The sequence below is a fragment of the Microbacterium sp. No. 7 genome, from assembly GCF_001314225.1.
Lineage (GTDB): Bacteria > Actinomycetota > Actinomycetes > Actinomycetales > Microbacteriaceae > Microbacterium.
The window spans coordinates 1,422,547-1,442,802 of record NZ_CP012697.1; the positions used below are offsets into that span (position 1 = coordinate 1,422,547).

The window sequence follows — 20,256 nt, forward strand, 5'->3', positions numbered from 1 at the left end:
CGACTGCGACGTGACGTCGACCGCGACATGACGTCGGACGGGCCTGACGTCGTACCCTCGTCATATGGTCAGAGCACTGTTCATCGTCGACGTTCAGAACGACTTCACCGAGGGCGGCGCGCTCGGCGTCGCCGGGGGCGACGCGGTGGCCGCCGGCATCACCGCGCATCTCGCGGCGCACGCGGGCAACTACGCCCTGATCGTCGCCTCGCGCGACTGGCACGACGCCACGGGCGACAACGGCGGGCACTTCGCCGCCGGCGAGCCCGACTACGTCGACACCTGGCCCGTGCACTGCGTCGCCGGGACGGAAGGCGCGGAGTACGATCCCGCCCTCGACACGTCCGCCGTGACGCACCACGTCAAGAAGGGGCAGGGCAGGCCCGCCTACTCGCTCTTCGAGGGCGTGACCGACGACGGCCTCACCGTCGCCGACCTGCTCACCGCGCACGGCGTGACCGACGTCGACGTCGCGGGCATCGCGACCGACTACTGCGTGCGGGCGTCGGCTCTCGACGCGCTCGCGCACGGGCAGCACGTGACCGTGCTCACCGATCTCGTCGCGGGCGTCGCGCCGCAGACGTCCGAGGCCGCGCTGGGCGAGCTCGCCCACGCGGGAGCACAGCTGAAGGAGAGCGCACGATGAGCACGCCCGCCGGATGGTACCCCGACCCCGCCGACCACACCCGTGCGCGGTGGTGGGACGGCCAGCAGTGGAGCGAGCAGACGGCGCCCACGTCGGCGCTCGCGTCGCCGGGCGCGCCCACGCCCGCGCCGCGCTACGGGGAGTACGCCCCCGTGCCACCCGTGCCGCCCGTGCACGGGAGCGGCCCCGCGGTGCCGACGGCGTCCTCGTCGCTGCCGGCGTGGCCCGTGGCGCCGCAGGTCGCGCCCGTCGCGCAGCGGCGCGACATCGACACGAACACCGTCTGGATCTGGCTCTCGATCGTGGCGGCGCACCTGCCGATCGTGCTGCTCTTCCTCATCGACTGGCAGGGCTACATCGACGCCATCATGTCGCTGGAGGCCGGGACGGCCGACCCCGCCGACGTCACCGCCGCGCTGACCGAGTGGACCGCGGGCGTCATGGGGCTCAGCCTGCTGAGCTACGTGTTCATCGCCGCCTCGATCGTCTTCGCGTTCCTCGACCATCGGCAGCTGGTCGCGCGCGGCGTGCAGAAGCCGTTCCACTGGGCGTTCGCGTTCCTCACCCTCGTGATCTCGATCGGCGTGTACGTCATCGGGCGCACCGTGATCGTCCGGCGTCAGACGGGGCGCGGGATGGGGCCGCTCTGGGGGTGGATCGCGGCGATCGTCCTGGTCATCGTGATCTCCGTCGGCTGGGCGATGGCGCTGACGGCGCAGCTGTTCGGCGAGCTCGCGGGGACCCTGCCCAGTCAGATGTGACGGCGGGCGGCGTGCGACGGCGCTTCCGGCGCCGTTCGGGCCGGGGACATGCTCGTGCGCGCCGTCGCCGGCCTGCTCGACGCCGTCCGAGCTCAGGCCGCGTCGACGACGTCCGCGACCACGGCCTCGCCGGCCGGCGTCACGGCGGCGAGGGCGTCGTCGAGCCCGATGCGCACGAGCACGATCCCGCCCGCCAGCCGCGGCCCCTCGCCGCTCGCGAGCCCGTGCTTCACGGCCCCGAAGGTGACCGTCGTCGCGGCCGGCAGCACGGCGTCGTCGGCCGCGCCCGTGTCGGGGTGGAGGCCGCTCGGCACGTCGACCGCGACGACCCGCGTGCGGCCCGCGCGCACCGCCGGCAGCAGCGCCTCGACCGCCTCCCGGGCGGCGCCGCGCAGCCGCGGGTCGGGGAGGGCGCCGATGCCCAGGATGCCGTCGAGCACGATGTCGTAGCTCGTCGCCGCGGCGGTCGCGAGGTCCACCCGGCGCGCGCCGGCCGCCTCGGCGGCCCGCATGCCGCCCTCGTGCCAGCGGCCGGACACCGCGAGCACGTCGACCGCGGCCCGCGTCGTCAGGTCGGCGGCGGCGAAGAGCGCGTCGCCGCCGTTGTCGCCGCTGCCGGCGAGCACCAGCACGCGCCCGCCGGCGCTCAGCGTGCCGGCGACGATGCGCGCGAGCGCCGCCGCCGCGCGGGCCATGAGCGGCACCCCGGCGGCCAGCAGCGGCGCCTCCGCCGCACGCACGTGCGCCGCGGTGTAGGTCGGGACGGTCGTGCGGTGAGCGGGCATGCGGGCACCTCCGTCCTCATCGTAGGACGGGCCCCGCGTCACGGGGATGCCGCGGCGGGGCGCCGCGGCTCACGACCGGTCGCCGGCCTTCGCACGGAGATGGTCGTCGAGGCGACGCTCGAGCACGTCGAGCACGTGCCGTTGCCGTTCGTTGAGGAGCTCCGCCGTGTGGTCGGCGAAGACGGCGGCCACCGCGCTGAGATCGGGCGGCGGCTCGGATGCCACGAGCTCCTCGACCACGGGCGCGAAGGCGGCCATGAAGCCGTCGGCCAGCTCGGCGACGTCCTGATCGGTGCTGTCGGGTCCGAGCCCGCCGAACCGTTCGGAGACGGCCGTCATGGCGGGGAGGAGGCGGGGATCGCTGAGGCGCTCGTAGAAGCGGGCGATGTACGGCATCCCCTCCTCGCCGGCGAGATGGGCCAGCAGCACCGACTGGTCGCGGTCGAACCGCGCCAGATGCGGCGACAGCCCGGCCGCGGACACCGTGAGGAACGGAGCCAGATCGGGCGGGAGGTCGGGAGCCGCTCCCGCGCGCCGGAGACGGGCGATGAGGTCGCGCTGCGCGACGAGGCGGTCGATCTGCGCGGCCAGCTCCGCGTCCAGCTCGTCCAGCAGCTCGCCGGCGTCGCCGCCGGTGTCGTCGAGCAGGGCGGGCATCCGCTCCAGGGCGATGCCGAGGGAGGCCAGGCGCCTGATGCGCAGGACGCGGATCAGGTCGTGCACGTCGTACTCCCGGTACCCGTTGCTGCGTCGCGCCGGCTCGGCGAGCACGCCGACCCGGTGGTAGTGCCGCAACGCGCGCACGGTCACCCCGGCCAGCCGGGCGAGCTCTCCGCTATGCACCGTCGACCACCGCCGTCCCGTCGCTCCCGACCCGTTCCGTCTCAGGTCCCAGGCTACGCAGTGACGGGGCGCACAGGCCGACGACCAGCGCGACCAGCCAGACGCCGGTGACGGCGAGAGCGGCGACGTGCACGCCGGCATACTCGGTGAGCAGCGCGGCGGTGACGATGCCGACCGGCGGGGCGGCGGTCATCATGGCGTTCTGCGTGCCCATGATGCGGCCGCGCATCCGCTCGGGGACGCGCTCGATCATGAGCACCCCGAGCAGGCTCCCGAACAGCCCGCTGGAGAGCCCGAGGACGAACGCCCCCGCGAGCACCGTCCACACCGAGGGCAGGGCGGCGATGACCCCGAACCCGAGCGTGCTGCCGAGCAGCCCGGTCAGGAACCAGGGCCGGCGGCCCCCGCGCCCGCCGGCGACGGCGTAGATCCCGCCGCCGGCGAGCATCCCCGCGGCGAGCGCCGTCAGCACGAAGCCGAGCATGCCCGGCTGCCCGGCGAGGGTGAACCAGACCGGGAGGATCAGCCCCTGCAGCGCGGCGAGCACCACCACCGACGCGAGGCTGAGGGCCGTCGTGGCCACCAGGAACGGACTGCGGAAGAGCACCCGCCATCCGGCGCGAAGCTGCCTCCACCCGTTCTCGGCGGGGGCCGCGCCGTCCGCCGGCTCGATCGTTCCGACGCGGTGCGGGATCAGCAGCGTGATCAGCGCGGCCGACAGCGACGTCGCCGCGGTGATCCACAGGACCGTGGAGCCGTCGAACAGCACCATGAGCGTGCCGGCCGCGGCGGGTCCGAGCAGCAGCGCCACGGCGCCGAGAGCCTCTCGCAGGCCCATGAGCCGTTCGGCCGGGATCCCGCCGTGGCGTACGATCGCCGGCAGCAGCGCGTCTCTCGCGGTCATCCCCGGCACGTCGCCGAGGGAGCCGACGATGCCGAACAGGACGAACCAGCCGAGGCTCAGCCCCGTGAGCATGTCGACCAGCGGGAGCGCGGCCACCGACGCCGCCGACACGAGATCGGTCACGACCGACGAGGTGCGCCGGTTGATCCGGTCGATCACGACGCCCATCGCCAGCCCCGCGAGCACCGCGGGGATCGCCGTGGCCGCGGCGACCGCCCCCGCGCCGAGCACGCTGCCGGTGACCTGCAGCACGATGAGCGGCAGCGCGATCCCGGCGATCGAGTTGCCGAGCAGGGACAGCAGGTAGGACGTGAGATACGCGACGGGGATGAGCCTCATGCATCCAGTCAGAACCATGACGCCGGGGCGGGGTCAAGCCCTGCCCCGCGCGGTCAAGCCCCCCGCGCGGTCATTTCGTGCGGCTCGTGCGCATCAGCCATGCGGCCGCGGCGAGCGTGAGCACCCAGCCGATCACCTCGATGAGCAGGTGATCCGTGGCGTCGGGCACGGACTGCAGCAGGTACACCCGCACGCTGTTGATCGCGCCGTGCGCGAGGACGGCGGGCCACACGCTGCCCGACCGCAGGCGAAGCGCGAGCAGCAGCGGCGCCCACGGCAGCATGCCCGCGAAGTAGACGACGATGTCCCAGAGGGGCCGGTCTCCGATGACGGCGAGCACCGGCAGGTGCCAGACCATCCAGACCAGGCCGCTGACGAGGGCGAGCCGCCAGAACCCCCACGATGCGGCGCGCGTCGCCAGCCAGCCGCGCCAGCCGAGCTCCTCGCCGATGGCGAAGGCCGACTGCATGAGGAAGACCGGGACGAGCCACAGCGTCGCCGCGAGGATCTGGTCGGGCGGGTTGAGCCGCCAGATCCCCGAGGCCAGGGCGATGACGGTCTGGATCGCGGCGATCGCCGCGATGATGCCGATGCCGGCGCCGGCCCACGCGGGTGCGCCGCGCCATCCGGTGGCGAACGTCTCCCGGAACGTCCCGGGCCGCCGGAGGCGCCACATGACGACGGCGGCGAGCAGCGGCGTCAGCTGCAGGACCGGGGTGATCAGGTTGTCGACCTCCGTCGGGACCAGCCGGAAGACCAGGGGCACCGACAGCGCGAAGCAGAGCAGCACGGCGATCGCGGAGAACCACGCGACGTCGGCGACCGTCGATCGGGCGGAGGGGGAGCGTACGGGGGACGCCGTCATGATGACCTCTGTTCCTGGGGAAGGCGCGGGGAGTCCCACGCGTTCAGCACTGTAGGCAGAGGCCCGCATCCCCAGGAACGCGGAGAACCCGACGTCTGCCGGGGGATACCCGGAACCGGCGGGCGGGGTCAGACCAGCTCGGGCAGCGAGTCGGCGATCTCCTCCCACGCCGTGTGGACCTCGGCGCCGACGATGCCGAACTGCGAGATCAGCGCGACGCAGCTGTCGTCCGCGTCGTACAGCTCGAGCATGGACGTGTTCCCGTGCGTGCCCGAGAGGCGCACCAGGATGCAGTGCCGCACCGCCGACAGCGCGATCTCGAAGACCGTGTCGCGCATCGTGACGACGGTGACGCCGCGCGCGCGGGTGACGTCGTCCACGACATCCTGAACGGGATGCAGCGCGGCCGACGAGAGCACGGCGACCCCGAGGGGGAGCCCGATCGCGCGCACGTGCTCCAGCACGGCGGGCAGCACGTCGGGCCGGATGTGGCGGTGCGCGATCGCGAGGTGGCCGCTCCGGCGGGTGAGCAGGCTGTCGATGCGCTCGAGCTGGTCGATCGGGTCGTCGGGGCACGGCTCCTTCGCCCGCAGGCACTCGTCGAGGCCCGCTCGCAACGGCGTCGGCGGCGCGTCGACCACGCGGCTGAGGCCTTCGAGCACGAGCCCGTCGTCGCCCCGCAGCGCGTGGCAGCGATGCGCGGGCTGCCCGTCCGGTCCGTGCAGCTGCAGCTCGGGCAGGGTGCCGGCGTGGTCTACGGACTCGACGAGGAACGCGTCGGTCACGGCATCCAGGTCGATCCTCATCGACACCCTGCCCCGGGAGACCCGGAACGGTCCCCGCGGCGCGGTCGGCACCTCGTAGGCGCCGACCTGGATCATCCGCGCGATGCGGTTGTGCGTGACGCCCGCGGGGCGCTCGAGCATCACGAGGTTGCACACGATGTCGCGCACGGCCGCCAGGATGCGGCGCGCGGTCAGCACTCCCTCGCCGTCGCCGCTGCCCGTGCCGTCGCCGGGCGCGCTCGCGTCTGCTGTCATCTCAGTACACGTCCCTCAGGTAGCGCTTGGCCCGTTTGAGCCCCGCGATGTACTCGGCGGCGTCGTCGTCGCCCCGGCCTCTCTGCGTCGCGACGATGTCGGTCAGCGCGCGGTCGACGTCGCGCGCCATGCGCGACGCGTCGCCGCACACGTACACGTATCCGCCCTCCTCGAGCCAGGAGAAGAGCTCGGCGCCCTGCGCGCGCATGCGGGTCTGCACGTAGACCTTCTCCGCCTGGTCGCGCGAGAACGCGAGGTCGAGACGGGTGAGGACGCCGCGTGCGGCGTGCTCCTCGATCTCGTCGGCGTAGATGAAGTCGCTGGCCCGGTGCTGATCGCCGGAGAACAGCCAGTTGCGGCCGGTCGCCCCGCGCGCGGCACGCTCCTGCAGGAAGCCCCGGAACGGTGCGATCCCGGTGCCCGGGCCGATCATCACGACGGGCGCCGCGTCGTCGTCCGGCAGCCGGAACGACGAGTTGGGCTGCAGGAAGATGCCGACCGGGTCGTCCTCGCCGAGGCGGTCGGCGAGGAAGGTCGAGCACACGCCGTGGTGCACGCGCGCGTCGCCGTGACGCACGGCGGCCACGGTCAGGTGGATGCGATCGGGGCTGTGCAGGGGGCTCGACGAGATCGAGTAGGCGCGCGGCTGCAGCGGCCGGAAGACCGCGTCGAGGTCCGCCTCGTCGAGCCGTGCCTCGGGGACGTGGTGCAGCAGGTCGAGCGTGTCCTTGCCCCACAGCCACGAGTCCAGGACGTCGCGGTCCTCCCGCGCGAACACGTGCGCCAGCTCGCTGTGCGGCGCGCGCTCGGCCAGCAGCGCGACGAGGTCCTTGGACGGCGTGCTGATCTCCCACCCGTGCGCGAGCTGCGTCCGCAGCTCCGCGCCGCCCACCACGAGCCCGGGGTCGAGAGCGAGCCGGTCGAGCAGCAGCTCCGCCAGCCCGGGGTCGTTCGCCGGGACGACGGCGAGCGCGTCGCCGGCCTGATAGGCGATGCCGCTGTCGCCGAGAGCCAGCTCGAGATGCCGGATCTCCTTGGCGCTGCCCTGGCCCGACAGCACGCGGTTCGCCGCGAGGCGCGACGGGTACGGGGAGGTGCGGGTCCATCTCGGGCGCTCGCGCGCGGGCGCGGCGGAGGCGACCAGGGGAGCGGCCGCGGTCGCGGGGGCCTCCGCCGCGAGCAGCGCCACGACGTCGCCGATCCAGGCGCCGCTGGCGGACTCGTGGTCCACGTCGCAGTCCACCCGCGGCAGCATCCGCGTCGCGCCGAGCTGCTCGAACCTCAGGTCGATGAGCCTGCCCGCCTGGCAGAAGTCGTCGTATCCGCTGTCGCCGAGGGCCAGCACGCCGAACCGCACCTCGTCGAGCCGGGGCGCGGTGTCGGCGGCGAACGCCTCCCAGAACAGCTCGGCGTTGTCGGGCATCTCGCCCTCGCCGTACGTGGACGTGACGACGAGCACGTACGGCATCCCGGGCAGGTCGTCGGGCGTGATGTCGTCGAGCGCGCGCAGGGTCGCGCCCATCCCCCGCTCGCGGATCGCCGCGGCCAGGTCCTCGGCGAGGAACTCGCTGGTCCCCGTCTGGCTGCCGAACAGCACGTCGACGGTCAGCGTGTGCGTGGCGGTCGCGGACGCGTCGCCGCCGCGCGCGGCGGCCATGCCCGCGAAGAAGCCCTCGAGCCAGACCCGCTGCTCGATGCTGAAGGGCGCGTCGGGCGCGATGGCGAGCTGGCTCACGAGGCCGCTCCCGCCGGGAGCAGAGCGGTGCGCGCGGCGAGGTCGTCGAGCGCGGATGCCGTGAGCAGCCTGTCGAAGCGTGCCCGGTCGGCGCGCGCGGCGTTCTTCGCCCGCTGGTGGATGATCCACCCGTAGGTGCCGGGCGCGTCCATGCCGCGGACGTTGCGCAGCTCGAGCGAGCGCGTGTAGTCGTCGAGCCTGCGCGTGGCGACGATCGCCGCCAGCTCCTCGTCCTCCAGCGGGTCGAGCTTGTCCCGGAGGTACTTCATCACCTTCTGCATGACGAAGAAGTCCTCTGTGAGCACCAGCTTGCGGGCCGCGTCGTGCACCTTCGGGTCGTCGGGCCCGGAGGCGCCCGGCACGCGCTGCAGGGCGAGCTCGTGCGCGACGGAGAGCACCGTGTACGACGAGAGCAGGTCGAACACCTCGCCCGACGTCGCCTCGGGGGCGCGGCCCTGCAGCACGGGCCGCCCGTCGCGGTAGTGCTGCTTGAAGGAACGGAGCTTCTCGGTGGCCACCGACGTCGCCAGCTCGTCCAGCAGCTGCTTGCGCGTCGACGCGGCGAGGATCGCGTCGGCGTCCTGGGCGAGCAGGAGCGCGCGCGGCATGCCGCAGAACACGTGCCGGCGCGCGCTCTCCCAGTCGGCGAGCAGGCGCCTGGCGACCTCTGACCCGGTGGCCTCCTCGTGCCACCGCAGCAGGAGCAGCACGGCCTGCTCGTGGAACCCGCCGTGCTCGTGGTCGGTGAGGGGGAACACGACGAGGGAGTCGGCGCTCACCCGGTCGGCGATGGCGCCCTCGGGATCGTACTGGTACAGGAACCCGCCGCTCATCCCGTTGCCGAGGCCCTTCCCCGCCGGGCCGAGGTTGAGCACGGCGCCGTTGGTCATGTACTCGCAGCCGAAGTCGCCGATGCCCTCCACGACCGCGGTCGCGCCGGAGTTGCGCACCGCGAACCGGTCGCCCGCCTCGCCCTGCACGAACGTGCGGCCTCCCGTCGCGCCGAAGAGGGCGAAGTTGCCGATGAGCACGTTGCCGCCGGGCCGGGCGCTGCCGCCGCCCGGCGTGCGCACGACGATGCGGCCGCCGCACTGGCTCTTGCCGACGCCGTCGTTGGCCGTGCCGGTGTGGACCAGGTCGATGCCGTCGTTGCAGAAGGCGCCGTACGACTGGCCCGCCGAGCCGGTCGTGAGGATGCGCACGGCGCCGTCCTGCAGGTGGCTCCGGCCGCGCTCGTCGGTGTGCACGGCGGGCAGCGCCGACAGCGTGAGCGGATCCAGCTCGTGGTTGAGCATGCGCTCCACGTCGATGGAGAGCTGCCCCGCGACCGACTTGTCGCTGTTGCGCAGCCGGCCGGCATCCACCTCGACGCGCGCCTCCGCGCGGTTGACGAGAGCGGCGCGCACCCGGGCGATGAGCGCGTCGTCGACGGCGAAGCGCTTCTCGAGGTACACCGGATCCGGCACGTGACGCTCGGGCACGCGCGTGAGCATGGCGCGCACGTCGAGCCGCCCCACGCTCGCCGGGTGCTCGAGCAGCTGCGCGAGGTCGGAGCGCCCGCGCGCCTCGCGCAGCGAGCGCAGGCCCAGGCGGGCGAGGATCTCCCGCACGTCGTGCGCGATGTTCAGCAGGTACTGCGCGAGCGCGCGGGGGTCGCCGTCGAAGACCTCGGGGTTGGTGGTGAGGCCGGCGGGGCACTTGATGTTGCAGTTCTTCGCCATGACGCACTTGAGCATCATGAGCGCGGTCGTGCCGAACTCGAAGCTGTCGCCGCCCAGCAGCGCCGACATGACCACGTCGCTGCCGGTCTGGTGCGCGCCCGAGCAGCGCAGGATCACCTTGTCGCGCAGTCCGTTGGCCGAGAGCGCCTGATGCACCTCGGCGACGCCGATCTCGGCCGAGCGCCCCGCGTACTTGAGGCTCGTGACGGCCGCCGCGCCGGTGCCGCCCGTGTTCCCCGCGACGTTGATGACGTCGGCGCCGGCCTTCGCGACGCCGACCGCGATCGTGCCGATCCCCTCCGACGACACGAGCTTGACGACGACCCGCACGCGGGCCGCCTTGCAGTCGTGGATGAGCTGCGCGAGGTCTTCGATCGAGTAGGTGTCGTGGTGCGGCGGCGGCGAGATGAGCTCCACGCCGGGCGTGCCGCCGCGCGCCGCGGCGATGTCCACGGTCACCTTCGGAGCCGGGAGCTGGCCGCCCTCGCCGGGCTTGGCGCCCTGCCCGATCTTGATCTCGAGCTCCTCGAGCATGGGGTCGGCGAGGTATCCGGCCCAGATGCCGAAGCGCCCCGACGCGAACTGCTTGATGCGCGATCCGCGGATCGTGCCGTATCGCGACAGGTGCTCGCCGCCCTCGCCGCAGTTCGACATCCCGCCGACCATGTTGGTGCCGTGCGCGACCGCCTCGTGGGCCGCGGCGACCAGGGCGCCATGGCTCATCGCCCCGGAGGCGAGCGAGCGGGTGATCTCGTGCGCCGGCTGCACCTCGTCGAGCGGGATGCTCGCGGGAGCGGCGTCGAGGAGGACGAGGAGCGCGCGGGCATCCGCCTGCGCGGCCAGGTCGAGGCCGTCGCCGTCGACGCTCCACGAGACGAGGCCGCCGAGACCGGCCACGAACTCCGCGAACGCGCGGTAGCGGTCGGGGGTCGCCGTCTCATGGAGACGGACGCGGAAGCGGTCTTCGCCGAGACGCCGGCACTCGAGGCCGCGCACGAGGATGCTCGCGTTGCCGTCCGTCGAGAAGCGGCCCAGCTCGTGACGGAACTCCTCGGGCGTGCGCAGCCCGGCAACGTCGGCGGGGAGGGCGAGCACGTCGCGCAGCGCGGAGGGGCGCCGCGCGCGCTCCGCGTGCGTCGCGTCGAGGAAGTCGCGGTACCCGGGGGTCATGCGGAACGCGTCGATCTGCGCGTCGGTCAGCGCCGACAGGCCGGCGTTGACGTAGACCTCGTCGCTGAGCCCGAACGCGTCGTCGAGCTGGCCGAGCGTCAGCCGGCTCAGCGCGGCGTCGGCGTCGGAGGCGTCGCCGAGCGCGCTCTGCTCCTCGGTCATCCCGGCGAAGCCGCGCACGGCCGTCGTGCCGAACGAGTGGCCGGCGCCCTCTGAGCGCTCCTTGAACAGGCCCAGCAGCGGGACCTCGGACTCCGCGGCGACCGTGCAGCCGCGCGCGTGCCACTGCGCGGCCGCCATCGCGATGCGCGAGAAGCCCACGCCGCCGACCGGCGCCGCCAGATGGGGGAAGCAGCGTGCGAGCACGGGGTCGGCGGTGTCGAGATAGTTGGGCTCGAAGAACTCGCCGCCGATGTAGCTCTCGACGGTGCACAGGCCGACGCGTCCCATCGTCTTGCCCAGCGCCTTCTCGGCCGCCTTGCGGAATCTCGCGAAGGCGCGGTCGGTGTCGGTCTGCTCGCCCGCCGGCGCGGCGGAGGAGGGGTACTTCTCCTCGGCGCGCAGGCGCGCGCTCAGGCTGTAGACCGCCGACGCGCCGAACCCGAGGGCGGTGGCGACGTGGTGCGAGGAGGGCAGCTGGCCGCTCTCGGCGACGAGCGAGACCCGGAGGCGCAGCCCGTCGTCGATGAGCCGCTGGTTCACGGCGGCGATCGCGAGCAGCAGCGGCAGCGGTGCCCGGCTCGTGGAGATCTCGCGGTCGGACAGCACGGCGATGCCGCCCTCCGTCCGCGCGAACGCGGCGACGTCGTCGCACAGCGCGTCGAGGGCGGCGACCACCGAGCGCACGTTCTCCTCCGGGTCGGCCGGGTGCGGCGCGAACAGCATGTCGAAGCGGCGCAGCGGCGTGACGCGCTGCTCGCGCAGGCGCACCATGTCGAGATGGCCGAGCACCGGGGACGACAGCACGATCTGCCGGTGCGACTGCGCGCCGCCGTCGGGCTTCGCCCCCAGGGCGACGCGCATGCTCATGCCGTCGGCCTCGCGCAGCGAGTCGAGCGGCGGGTTCGTGACCTGGGCGAAGCGCTGCGAGAAGTACTTCGCCATCCCGCCCTCCTGGTCGGAGAGCGCGTTGATCGCGTTGCCGTACCCCATCGCGGTGATCCGCTCGGAGCCGTCGGCGAGCATCGGGTCCATCATGAACCGGAAGCTCTCCTGGTTCAGCGAGTACGCGACATAGCGTCCGGCGAGGCTGAGGTCGCCGCGATAGCCGAGCGTCGTGCTGCCCCGGTCGAAGGCCGGAGCCGGCAGGGCGTCGAGGTCGACGCGCGCGGACTCCAGCAGGGCCGCGTAGTCGCGCCGGGCGGCCAGCAGCTCCAGCGCCTCGCGCGTGCGATAGGTGCGGCCCTCGCGGTGATCGTGGTAGAGCATGCCGCCCGCCTCGATGCGTCCCCGCGCGACGACCTCGTCGTCGGGGAACGCGACCTGACCGGCCTCGGACGAGACCATCAGGTACTCGTCGGTCTCGACGGTGCGCAGCGGCCGCAGGCCCAGGCGGTCGAGGCGCGCGCCGATCACGTCGCCGTCGCTGAAGATGAGCGCCGCCGGGCCGTCGTTCTTCTCCTCGTAGAGGGAGAAGTACTCGAGCATGTCCCGAACCCCGGCGTCGAGGCCCCGGTCGTTCTCCCAGGCCGGGGGCATGAGCGAGACGACCGCCTCGACGAGATTCAGGCCGTCGTCGAACACGCGGCTCTGCAGCGTCTGGTCGAGGCGGCTGGAGTCGGACTGCCCGGGCGGCCGGACGATGCGCCGGCGGCGGGCGCCCGCGAGCGCCTCGTCGGAGATCCGGTTCTTGCGGTCGGTGTTCAGCTCCCCGTTGTGCGCCATGAGCCGGAACGGCTGCGCCATCGTGGGGTGCGGCTCCGTGTTGGTCGAGAAGCGCGTGTGGAAGTAGAGCGAGCGCACGGCGTGGCGCGGATCGCGCAGGTCGGTGAAGTAGGAGATGACCTCTCCCGCGTTCAGCCTTCCCTTGAGCACCTGCGTGCGCGCGCTGAGCGAGATCGGATAGAGCCCCGCGAGCGACGGGTCCGTGTAGGCGTCGGCCTCGACGGCCAGGAGCGCGGCGTGGGCGGAGCGGTCGATGCGCTCGCGCCCGCCGGGCGCGCCCCGGCCGTCGTCGCCGGCGAGGCGGAAGACCCACTGCACGATCGGCCGCTGGTAGCGCAGCGCCCGGGAGCGGATCGCGCCGGCGTCGACCGGCACCTCGCGCACGAGCAGCGTGTCGAGCCCCGCGTCGGCCAGCGCGGTGTCGACGAGGGCGCGGGCGCGGGCCCACTGCGCGCGGTCGTCGGGCATGAAGAAGTTGCCGACGCCGAAGCGCCCGCCCTCCAGCTCGGCGCCGACGAGCGCGCTGAAGAACTCCACGGAGAGGTCGATGCTGACGCCCGCACCGTCGCCGACGCCCTCCGCCGACATGCCGCCGCGGTGCGGGATCGCGCACAGCGCCTGGTCGCCGCGGACGATCACGTCGTGACTCTGGCGGCCGTCTTTGCGGGTGAGGAATCCGACGCCGCAGGCGCTCTTGTCGAGTCGAGGGTCGTACAGTCCGATGAGGGGGTGGGTCATGAGCAGCTCCGGGGGCCAGGCAAGCCGGTTCGCGGGGACAGCGAGACACTGCGACGGTGGAGAGCTCGTGCACTGGCACGCGGCGGTGCCCTGGATGGGAAGGTATGGCGAGGCTAACCTTAGTAGCCTTGCGCGCTCTTCGCATCCTCCTCGTCCGCGGGTGCCGCGGACGTCGTCCGGCCGGGCGGCCGCTCAGTCGTTCTCGGGCGCGATCGCGAGGCGGGTCTCCCACGGATCGGAGAACCGCAGGGCGCGTCCGTCGTCGGCCGCCGCGATGCCGTGGTCGCGGAGGCGCTCGGCGAACGCCGCCACGTCGTCGCGCGTGGGCACGAGGATGCGCACGTCGCCGAGGCCGAGGGCGGCGGCGCGCGGGCCGGCGCCGGCACTGTGCCAGGTGTTCATGCCGAGGTGGTGGTGATAGCCGCCCGCGGAGAGGAACAGCGCGCTGTCCATGGCCATGGTGACGTCGAACCCGAGAACGCCCTCGTAGAAACGGCGGGCGGCGGGGATGTCGCCGACCTGGAGGTGGACGTGCCCGATCGCCGCCGACGCCGCGCCGTCGCCGGGGGCCTCGGGATCGTGCCAGCGCTGCAGGAAGCGGCGGGGATCGAGGAACTCGGTGCCCATCCGGACCGTGCCGTCGGCGAGGACGGTCCACTGTTCGCGCGGGCGATCGCGGTAGAGCTCGAGGCCGTTGCCCTCGGGGTCGCGGAAGTAGAACGCCTCGCTGACGAGATGGTCGGCGCTGCCCTCGTAGAGGTGTCCCGCCTGCTGCGCCATCGACGCGAGCGCGGCGGCGAGCCGACGCCGATCCTCGAACACGATCGCCGTGTGGTAGAGCCCCGCCCCGCGCCCGCTCGGGCGGGGGAGGTCCTTCTCCTGCCGGAGCACCATCGCGGGCAGGCCGCCGCGCCCGAGGGTCGCGGTCGGGCCCGACTGGTCGAGCACGTCGAGGGTGACCGCCCGCTGATAGAAGGCGGTCATCGTGTCGAGGTCGCGCACCAGCAGCTCGACCGTGTCCATGCGGGTGCCGTCCGGTGCGGCCCCGGGCGTGGGCACGGCCGCCGGCGCCCACCCGGGTCCGGTCGCGCTCATCGCGTGCGACCGGCGGCGATGGTCGTCGTCCTGGTCATGTCGCCTCCTCGCACCGCGGAACGGCCGTCGCCGTGGACAACGCGCCCGAGGTGCGCGGCATTCCGGATGTCCCGCGGCATCCGGCGAGGGCGGGCGGAGCCGCGGAACAGGCAGCTCCTGTTCGGCCGCCTCAGTCGTCGGCGAGCTCGGCCAGACGGAGCTCGCGCAGCGTCTCCTGCGACGGCCGCTGATCGCCGGTGAGATACGCGAACGGGCGCACGAGGGCGGTGCCGCGCAGCGTCGGACGCAGCAGGTCGCCGTCACGCCGCACCAGGCGCATGCTCACGAGCTGCTCGATGCGCCGCCGCGTCCACAGCCGCAGTCGCCTCTCGGATGCGATCACCTCCTCCTCGGAGACGCCCTCGCGCTCGACGATCAGGGCCAGAACGCGCCGGGAGCCGTCGGGCACGCTCGCGCTGAACGTCCAGCCGGTGCGAAGCTCCCGTTCGATGCTCGCGTCGAGCGATGCCCCGTAGTCGAATGTCGTGCTCATACCTGTACAGACGCAGGAGACGCCGATTCATCACGCGGAAACGCGCAGACGGCACACGCGGCATCCGTCGGCTCCGGGATGCCGGCACCGTCCGTGCACCGTGCAGGACGGATGGCGGATCCCGGGAGTGTCGCCGGGCGCTCGCGCCCGGACGGCCGCTTTCTCCTGCACCCCGCACACCGAGGCCCGCACACCGAGGCCCACGCGCCGCGGCCTACGGCCGCCCGAGGGTGGGCGGCCGGGTCAGTGCTCGGTCCTGCGGTCGATGCCGAGGGTGGCGATGAGGTCTTCGTGCAGCTGGAACCAGACGCGGTGGCAGGAGTCGACGTCGGTCCGGTCGACCCATTCGTTCTGGCCGGCCCTGGCGCGGCGGAGCGCGGTGTCGAAGCGGGTGTCGTATCCGGCGAACCTCGTGAGCACGTCGGCGAGCCGCGCGACCAGGGGAGCGAGGGCGGCGCTCAGCGCGGCGAGCTCCTCGAGGACGCGGGCGTCCCAGGCGGGGTCGGCGTGGTCGTTGGGGGCGAGCCGGTCGTCGCCGACGGGTCTGACCTGCCAGTCGGTGCAGGCGCTCACGAGGTGCGCGTTGAGGGGGAGGAAGTCGCGGTAGAGGCTCCCGATCACGTCGTCGGGGTCGGCGCCGGTGCGCTCTTCGGCGAGTCGGCGTTGGTTCTCGGCCCTGCCCTCCTCTGTCAGCGACCATCCTTCGAGGCCGGCGAACGCGTCGTGCCGAACCCAGCCGCGCTGCTCCGCGTCGCGCAGGATCTCGACGGCGGTGTCGTGGCCGACCCCCGTGCGGCGGGCGATCGCGGCGGGGTCGGTGAAGCCGAGGGACCGCACCGCGTGCAGCACCAGCAGCGACGGAGGCGAGTCGTGGGCCACGGTCACTCACCCCGCCTGGTGGTGAGCCGGCTGTAGTGCTGCTGACACGCCTGCGGCGACCGGAACCCCATCGCCTCGGCGATCTGCGCCCAGGTCAGTCCCGCCGCCCTCGCCGTGAACAGGAGCCCCGCCTCCACGCCCTCGACCTCGGCCCGCGCCGCCGGGAGCAGGGCGAGCGCGCTGAGCAGATCGTCGGGGGCGAGGTCCGCAGAGCGCCAGAGCGCGAACTGCGTCAGCTCGACGGCGGTGGGCGGCATCGAGCCCGGTCGCCACGGGCGAGCGGCCAGGGCGTCGGCGCCGAGCTCCAGAAGCCGATCCTGGGCTTCGTGCTCCCGGCGGGCCTGTGCGTGGTCGGCCGCCTCCGGACGAGGGGGATCCGGCTTGTGTTCCATGCCTCCATCCTGAACAATCAACACAGTGTTGTCAACATCACGTTGGCAACGATATGTTGAAGCATGACGGGAGGTGATGTGGATGGTCATGACTCTGCGGGATGCGACCGCGGACGCCTGCGGGGGGAAGGCGGCGGCCCTGGCAGTGCTGCTTCGGGAAGGACTGCCCGTGCCCGACGGGTTCGTGGTTCCCTTCGCCGCGCACCGCATCGCGCGGGATGACGCCCGGCTGCCGGTGCCGCACGCGCTGCGGGATGCGCTCGCCCAGCACCTCGCGCTGCTGGGCGACCCGCCGGTGGCCGTCCGCTCGTCGGCGGCGAACGAGGACACCGCGGGCGGGTCCGCGGCCGGTCAGTACGAGAGCGTGCTGGCCGTGCGCGGGGTGCCGGCCGTCGCCGAGGCGATCCGGGTCTGCTGGGCGTCGTCGTCCTCGGCGCGCGTCGCCGAGTACCGGCGCCGGCCGGAGGGCGACGCCGCAGACGGCGATCAGGACATGGCCGTGATCGTCCAGCGTCTCGTCGACGCCGACGTGTCGGGCGTCATGTTCACCCCGGCGCAGCCGGGGGACGGCACCCGGATCGAAGCGTCCTGGGGGCTGGGACTCGGCGTGGTCGGAGGAACCGTCACCCCGGACGCGTACGAGGTCGCGTCGGACGGCGGCATCCGGCGCACCATCGCCCGCAAGACGACCCGCTTGGATCGCGACGGCCTCGGCGTCGCCGTCCGCGACGTGCCGGCGGAGCAGCAGGAGCGTCCGGCGCTCGATGACGCCGTCGCCGCGACCCTCGCGATCCTCGGACGCCGGATAGCGGCCCTGTTCGAGCGTCCGCAAGACGTCGAATGGGCGATCGCGGACGGAAAGGTCTGGATCCTCCAAGCCCGACCGATCACCGCGGCCGTTCCTCTGCGGCCGCTGCAGGCACCCGCCGCGGGGGCCGCGTCGCTGATCGGCACACCGGGAGCCCACGGCACCGTCACCGGGATCGCCCGCGTCCTGCACGGCCCGTCCGACTTCCCGCGCGTCCAGCCGGGGGACGTCGCGATCTGCCCCTGCACCGACCCGGCATGGACGCCGCTGTTCCGCATCGCCGCCGCCGTCGTCACCGAGACCGGGGGCGTGCTCTCGCACGCGGCGATCGTCGCCCGGGAGCACGGCATCCCCGCCGTCCTCGGCGTCCCGCACGCCACCGTCCGCATCCAGGACGGCATCCGCATCACGGTCAACGGCACCGAGGGGACCGTGATGCCGGCACACGGCTGACACCGACCGCACGCGACAGGAAGGAAGCGGGACGCCGGCGCGACGCGCCTGCGTTCTCGGCAACCCATGGCGACAAGACACCTCTACATCGCACGACACGGCGACGCCGACGCGTTCGGCGAGCTCAGCGACACCGGCCGCGAGCAGGCACGGCTCCTCGGCCGGCGGCTCGCGCACCTGCCCATCGACGCCGTATGGCATTCTCCGCTGCCCCGTGCCGCGGAGAGCGCTCGGGAGGTGGCCGCGCAGCTCCGGCCAGGGGCGCCGGTGGCCGAGGCCGCGGAGCTCATCGACCACGTGCCCTACGTGCCGACGCCCGAGGAGACGCCTCGCGCCTGGGAGCCGTTCTTCGACGGATACGATCCCGAGGAGGCCGTCGCCGGCAACCGGATCGCGCACAGCCTCACCGCGCGATTCGCCACGCCGCCGGAGCAGGCCGACGACATCCACGAGGTGCTCATCACGCACTCCTACCCGATCGCCTGGCTGCTCCGCGACGCTCTCGACGCGCCGCCCGTCCGGTGGCTCGCCCTGAACAGTGCCAATGCGGCCCTGACCGTCATCGAGCACCGTCCCGGCCTGCCCCCGGGCATCACCATGTTCAACGACATGAGCCACCTCCCCGCCGAGCTCCGCTGGACCGGATTCCCGCAGGTCATCCGGCCCTGAGGTCCCGCGCGCACCGTGTCAAGGGCCATGTGGGGGGTCGTGGGCTGGTCTTCTTCGCGACGCCCCGGACGACCGCATACGCTGAGGTCATGGGTGCGGAGCAGTTGAACTTCCGGGCGACGATCGGTGTCGAGATCAAGGGAGACACGTGGAGTTGTGTCGAGATCCCTGGTTCGGTGGAGTTCTTCGGCACCGGCAAGACGGTCAGGGTCGACGCCCGCGTTGATGACGTCGTGTTGGAGAACGTCGGAGCCATGGTGACGGGGACGGGCGGTCACATGGTGTCGCTGAATGCCAAGGTCCGTAAGGCTCTCGCTAAGGACATCGGCGACACCGTCGACGTGACCATCACCAAGCGATAGCTTCTCGTTCCGCGCCCCGCGTCCCGCAGTGGGTGGTGGCTGCCGGCAGTGGGCGGCTCTTACATCGCGGCGATGTTCGCGATGGCGCCACGCCGTCGTGCTCCCCGTCACGAGGGCGACGCGACCATGAGCGGGGAATCGGCCACGACGCGCTCCTACGTGCCCGGGAACGCGGCCATCGCCAGCTCGACGGTCTCCACGAGCTCCTCGCGGGGGACGCCGCTCGCGGCCTGGACGTTGAGGCCGGTGGCGACGGTCGCGTAGTACCGGGCGAGCTTGGCGGTGTCGGTGCTGGGCGGGAAGTCTCCGTCGGCCACCGCCTGGTCGAAGCGGAGCTGCATGGCCTTCCGGGTCTGCTCGCGCCGGTCGGTGAGCTCCTCCTGCACCGAGAGGTTCTCGTCGGCGCAGGCCAGCCCGCCCTGGAGCAGCAGACAGCCGGTCGGGTGTCCGTCGAGCGTCGCACCCTCGACGACCCCCATCAGCATGGTGCGGGCGGCCTCGCGGCCCGTCGGCTCGGCGACAGCCCGCTTGAGGTAGTCGGACCGGCAGTGGATGTATTTGTCAACGGCGCGGTCGAAGAGCTGCCTCTTGTTGCCGAACGCCGCATAGAGGCTCGGCGGGTTGATCCCCATCGCGGCGGTCAGGTCGGCGATCGAGGTGGCCTCGTACCCCTGCCGCCAGAACACGTCGATGGCCTGATCCAGCGCTCGCTCGATGTCGAACTCGCGAGTCCTTCCGCGTGGCATGCGTCACCGTTTCTGTAACGAGCACTACACATGTGTGCTAATTTCTATATCGATCACTACACGATACCAAACTCAGGAGGTTCAGCATGGGACGCCTACAGGACAAGACCGCCGTCATCACCGGCGCCAGCAGCGGCATCGGCTTCGCCACCGCAAGGCGATTCGTCGACGAGGGGGCGAAGGTCTACATCACCGGGCGCCGCGAGCGCGAGCTCGAGGCCGCACGCTCAGCCCTCGGTGCGGACGCCACCGCGATCACGGGTGACGCCGCCGACCTCGGCGACCTCGACCGCCTCGCCGCGACCATCCGGGAGGCGGGAACCGGCCTCGACGCGATCGTCATCAATGCCGGCTTCGTCAACCTCGTGACGACGAGCGAGGCCACTCCCGACCACTTCGACCGCACTTTCGCGACCAACACCCGCGGAGCGTTCTTCGCCGTGCAGAAGCTCGTGCCACTGCTGCGCGACGGCGGCTCCATCGTGCTGATCGCCACCAGCGGCCACACCAAGGGGCTTCCCGCCTATGCGACCTACCTTGCGAGCAAGGCCGCGCTGCGCTCCTTCGCCCGCAGCTGGGCCGCCGAATTCGCCCCGCGCGGCATCCGTGTCAACGTCGTCAGCCCCGGCCCCGTCGCGACGGCGCTGCTCGACTCGAACGCTCCCAGCCCGGACCTCGTTGACGCGGTGCGCGAGCAGTTCCGCGCGAGCATCCCGCTCGGACGCCTCGGCGACCCGGAGGACATCGCCGCCGCGATCCTGTTCCTCGCCTCGGACGACGGCCGCTTCGCCACGGGCGCCGACTTCGTCATCGACGGCGGCCAGACGCAGGTCTGAGCCTCGCGGTCGACGCTTCATCCCGTTCCTCACGCCTCCCTCGAAAGGTAACG

General features: G+C 72.8%; 18 protein-coding genes. 6 read left to right on the forward strand and 12 right to left on the reverse strand.

Translation table 11 applies throughout. The features are described from left to right. Positions 1-64 precede the first annotated feature (64 nt). Together AOA12_RS06460 and AOA12_RS06465 are read left to right on the forward strand one after the other, a co-directional pair. Positions 65-646, forward strand: a complete 582-nt coding sequence (locus AOA12_RS06460) for an isochorismatase family protein (protein WP_054681262.1) — start codon at positions 65-67, stop codon at positions 644-646. Next, positions 643-1,407 (forward strand): DUF2510 domain-containing protein, encoded by a 765-nt coding sequence (locus AOA12_RS06465; RefSeq protein ID WP_054681264.1) that lies wholly within the window; start codon positions 643-645, stop codon positions 1,405-1,407. Before AOA12_RS06460 ends, AOA12_RS06465 begins: the two co-directional genes overlap by 4 nt. A gap of 92 nt (positions 1,408-1,499) precedes the next feature. On the opposite strand, the gene AOA12_RS06470 is transcribed toward AOA12_RS06465, so the two are convergent. The 11 genes from AOA12_RS06470 to AOA12_RS06520 all read right to left on the reverse strand — a co-directional run bounded on the left by AOA12_RS06470 (position 1,500) and on the right by AOA12_RS06520 (position 16,329). Further along, positions 1,500-2,192: an NAD(P)H-hydrate epimerase gene (locus tag AOA12_RS06470; protein ID WP_054681266.1), complete on the reverse strand. Its 693-nt coding sequence runs from the start codon at positions 2,190-2,192 to the stop codon at positions 1,500-1,502. A 69-nt stretch (positions 2,193-2,261) separates the two neighbouring features. Beyond that, positions 2,262-3,035, reverse strand: a complete 774-nt coding sequence (locus AOA12_RS06475; protein WP_082406013.1) for a MerR family transcriptional regulator — start codon at positions 3,033-3,035, stop codon at positions 2,262-2,264. After that, complete coding sequence (locus AOA12_RS06480; RefSeq protein WP_054681269.1) at positions 3,028-4,278, reverse strand: MFS transporter; 1,251 nt, start codon at positions 4,276-4,278, stop codon at positions 3,028-3,030. The genes AOA12_RS06475 and AOA12_RS06480 overlap by 8 nt, the downstream gene beginning before the upstream one ends. Before the next feature lie 70 nt (positions 4,279-4,348). Continuing rightward, the gene (locus AOA12_RS06485; protein ID WP_054681273.1) at positions 4,349-5,143 is read right to left on the reverse strand and encodes a CPBP family intramembrane glutamic endopeptidase; all 795 of its coding nucleotides are present in this window, start codon (positions 5,141-5,143) and stop codon (positions 4,349-4,351) included. Positions 5,144-5,271: 128 nt separating this feature from the next. Continuing rightward, positions 5,272-6,183, reverse strand: coding sequence for a hypothetical protein (locus AOA12_RS06490; protein WP_054681275.1), 912 nt, complete (start codon positions 6,181-6,183; stop codon positions 5,272-5,274). 1 nt (position 6,184) lies between these two features. After that, complete coding sequence (locus tag AOA12_RS06495) at positions 6,185-7,918, reverse strand: diflavin oxidoreductase (RefSeq protein ID WP_054681277.1); 1,734 nt, start codon at positions 7,916-7,918, stop codon at positions 6,185-6,187. Then, positions 7,915-13,431 (reverse strand): glutamate synthase-related protein, encoded by a 5,517-nt coding sequence (locus AOA12_RS06500; protein WP_054681279.1) that lies wholly within the window; start codon positions 13,429-13,431, stop codon positions 7,915-7,917. Before AOA12_RS06500 ends, AOA12_RS06495 begins: the two co-directional genes overlap by 4 nt. 192 nt (positions 13,432-13,623) lie before the next feature. Then, positions 13,624-14,526, reverse strand: a complete 903-nt coding sequence (locus tag AOA12_RS06505; protein WP_054681282.1) for a VOC family protein — start codon at positions 14,524-14,526, stop codon at positions 13,624-13,626. A gap of 169 nt (positions 14,527-14,695) precedes the next feature. Further along, positions 14,696-15,058 carry a hypothetical protein gene (locus AOA12_RS06510; RefSeq protein ID WP_054681284.1) on the reverse strand — a complete coding sequence of 121 codons (363 nt, stop codon included), beginning with the start codon at positions 15,056-15,058 and terminating at the stop codon, positions 14,696-14,698. A gap of 243 nt (positions 15,059-15,301) precedes the next feature. Next, the gene (locus tag AOA12_RS06515; RefSeq protein WP_335337368.1) at positions 15,302-15,943 is read right to left on the reverse strand and encodes a transcriptional regulator; all 642 of its coding nucleotides are present in this window, start codon (positions 15,941-15,943) and stop codon (positions 15,302-15,304) included. Further along, entirely contained in the window at positions 15,940-16,329 is a 390-nt protein-coding gene (locus AOA12_RS06520; RefSeq protein ID WP_054681289.1) for a DNA-binding protein, read from the reverse strand. The genes AOA12_RS06515 and AOA12_RS06520 overlap by 4 nt, the downstream gene beginning before the upstream one ends. Before the next feature lie 82 nt (positions 16,330-16,411). Here AOA12_RS06520 and AOA12_RS06525 point away from each other — a divergent pair, with 82 nt between their 5' ends. The 3 genes from AOA12_RS06525 to AOA12_RS06535 all read left to right on the forward strand — a co-directional run bounded on the left by AOA12_RS06525 (position 16,412) and on the right by AOA12_RS06535 (position 18,621). Next, positions 16,412-17,590: a PEP/pyruvate-binding domain-containing protein gene (locus AOA12_RS06525; protein ID WP_054686831.1), complete on the forward strand. Its 1,179-nt coding sequence runs from the start codon at positions 16,412-16,414 to the stop codon at positions 17,588-17,590. Positions 17,591-17,656: 66 nt separating this feature from the next. After that, positions 17,657-18,259, forward strand: a complete 603-nt coding sequence (locus tag AOA12_RS06530; protein ID WP_054681291.1) for a histidine phosphatase family protein — start codon at positions 17,657-17,659, stop codon at positions 18,257-18,259. Between the two features lie 89 nt (positions 18,260-18,348). Further along, positions 18,349-18,621 (forward strand): DUF1905 domain-containing protein, encoded by a 273-nt coding sequence (locus AOA12_RS06535; protein ID WP_054686832.1) that lies wholly within the window; start codon positions 18,349-18,351, stop codon positions 18,619-18,621. 155 nt (positions 18,622-18,776) lie between these two features. On the opposite strand, the gene AOA12_RS06540 is transcribed toward AOA12_RS06535, so the two are convergent. Then, on the reverse strand, positions 18,777-19,367 hold the full coding sequence (locus AOA12_RS06540) for a TetR/AcrR family transcriptional regulator (RefSeq protein WP_054681293.1): 591 nt from the start codon (positions 19,365-19,367) through the stop codon (positions 18,777-18,779). A gap of 86 nt (positions 19,368-19,453) precedes the next feature. On the opposite strand from AOA12_RS06540, the gene AOA12_RS06545 reads away from it, so the two are divergent. After that, a complete protein-coding gene (locus tag AOA12_RS06545; RefSeq protein ID WP_054681297.1) occupies positions 19,454-20,203 on the forward strand; it encodes a glucose 1-dehydrogenase in 750 nt (249 codons plus the stop codon). The last annotated feature ends 53 nt before the right edge of the window (positions 20,204-20,256 follow it).

Excerpts from the sequence above, each read along its gene's own strand:
- AOA12_RS06460 (WP_054681262.1), top strand. The coding sequence starts at position 65 with ATGGTCAGAGCACTGTTCATCGTCGACGTTCAGAACGACTTCACCGAG.
- AOA12_RS06465 (WP_054681264.1), top strand. The coding sequence starts at position 643 with ATGAGCACGCCCGCCGGATGGTACCCCGACCCCGCCGACCACACCCGT.
- AOA12_RS06470 (WP_054681266.1), bottom strand. The coding sequence starts at position 2,192 with ATGCCCGCTCACCGCACGACCGTCCCGACCTACACCGCGGCGCACGTG.
- AOA12_RS06480 (WP_054681269.1), bottom strand. The coding sequence starts at position 4,278 with ATGAGGCTCATCCCCGTCGCGTATCTCACGTCCTACCTGCTGTCCCTG.
- AOA12_RS06485 (WP_054681273.1), bottom strand. The coding sequence starts at position 5,143 with ATGACGGCGTCCCCCGTACGCTCCCCCTCCGCCCGATCGACGGTCGCC.
- AOA12_RS06490 (WP_054681275.1), bottom strand. The coding sequence starts at position 6,183 with ATGACAGCAGACGCGAGCGCGCCCGGCGACGGCACGGGCAGCGGCGAC.
- AOA12_RS06500 (WP_054681279.1), bottom strand. The coding sequence starts at position 13,431 with ATGACCCACCCCCTCATCGGACTGTACGACCCTCGACTCGACAAGAGC.
- AOA12_RS06505 (WP_054681282.1), bottom strand. The coding sequence starts at position 14,526 with ATGAGCGCGACCGGACCCGGGTGGGCGCCGGCGGCCGTGCCCACGCCC.
- AOA12_RS06510 (WP_054681284.1), bottom strand. The coding sequence starts at position 15,058 with ATGAGCACGACATTCGACTACGGGGCATCGCTCGACGCGAGCATCGAA.
- AOA12_RS06520 (WP_054681289.1), bottom strand. The coding sequence starts at position 16,329 with ATGGAACACAAGCCGGATCCCCCTCGTCCGGAGGCGGCCGACCACGCA.
- AOA12_RS06525 (WP_054686831.1), top strand. The coding sequence starts at position 16,412 with ATGGTCATGACTCTGCGGGATGCGACCGCGGACGCCTGCGGGGGGAAG.
- AOA12_RS06530 (WP_054681291.1), top strand. The coding sequence starts at position 17,657 with ATGGCGACAAGACACCTCTACATCGCACGACACGGCGACGCCGACGCG.
- AOA12_RS06535 (WP_054686832.1), top strand. The coding sequence starts at position 18,349 with ATGGGTGCGGAGCAGTTGAACTTCCGGGCGACGATCGGTGTCGAGATC.
- AOA12_RS06540 (WP_054681293.1), bottom strand. The coding sequence starts at position 19,367 with ATGCCACGCGGAAGGACTCGCGAGTTCGACATCGAGCGAGCGCTGGAT.
- AOA12_RS06545 (WP_054681297.1), top strand. The coding sequence starts at position 19,454 with ATGGGACGCCTACAGGACAAGACCGCCGTCATCACCGGCGCCAGCAGC.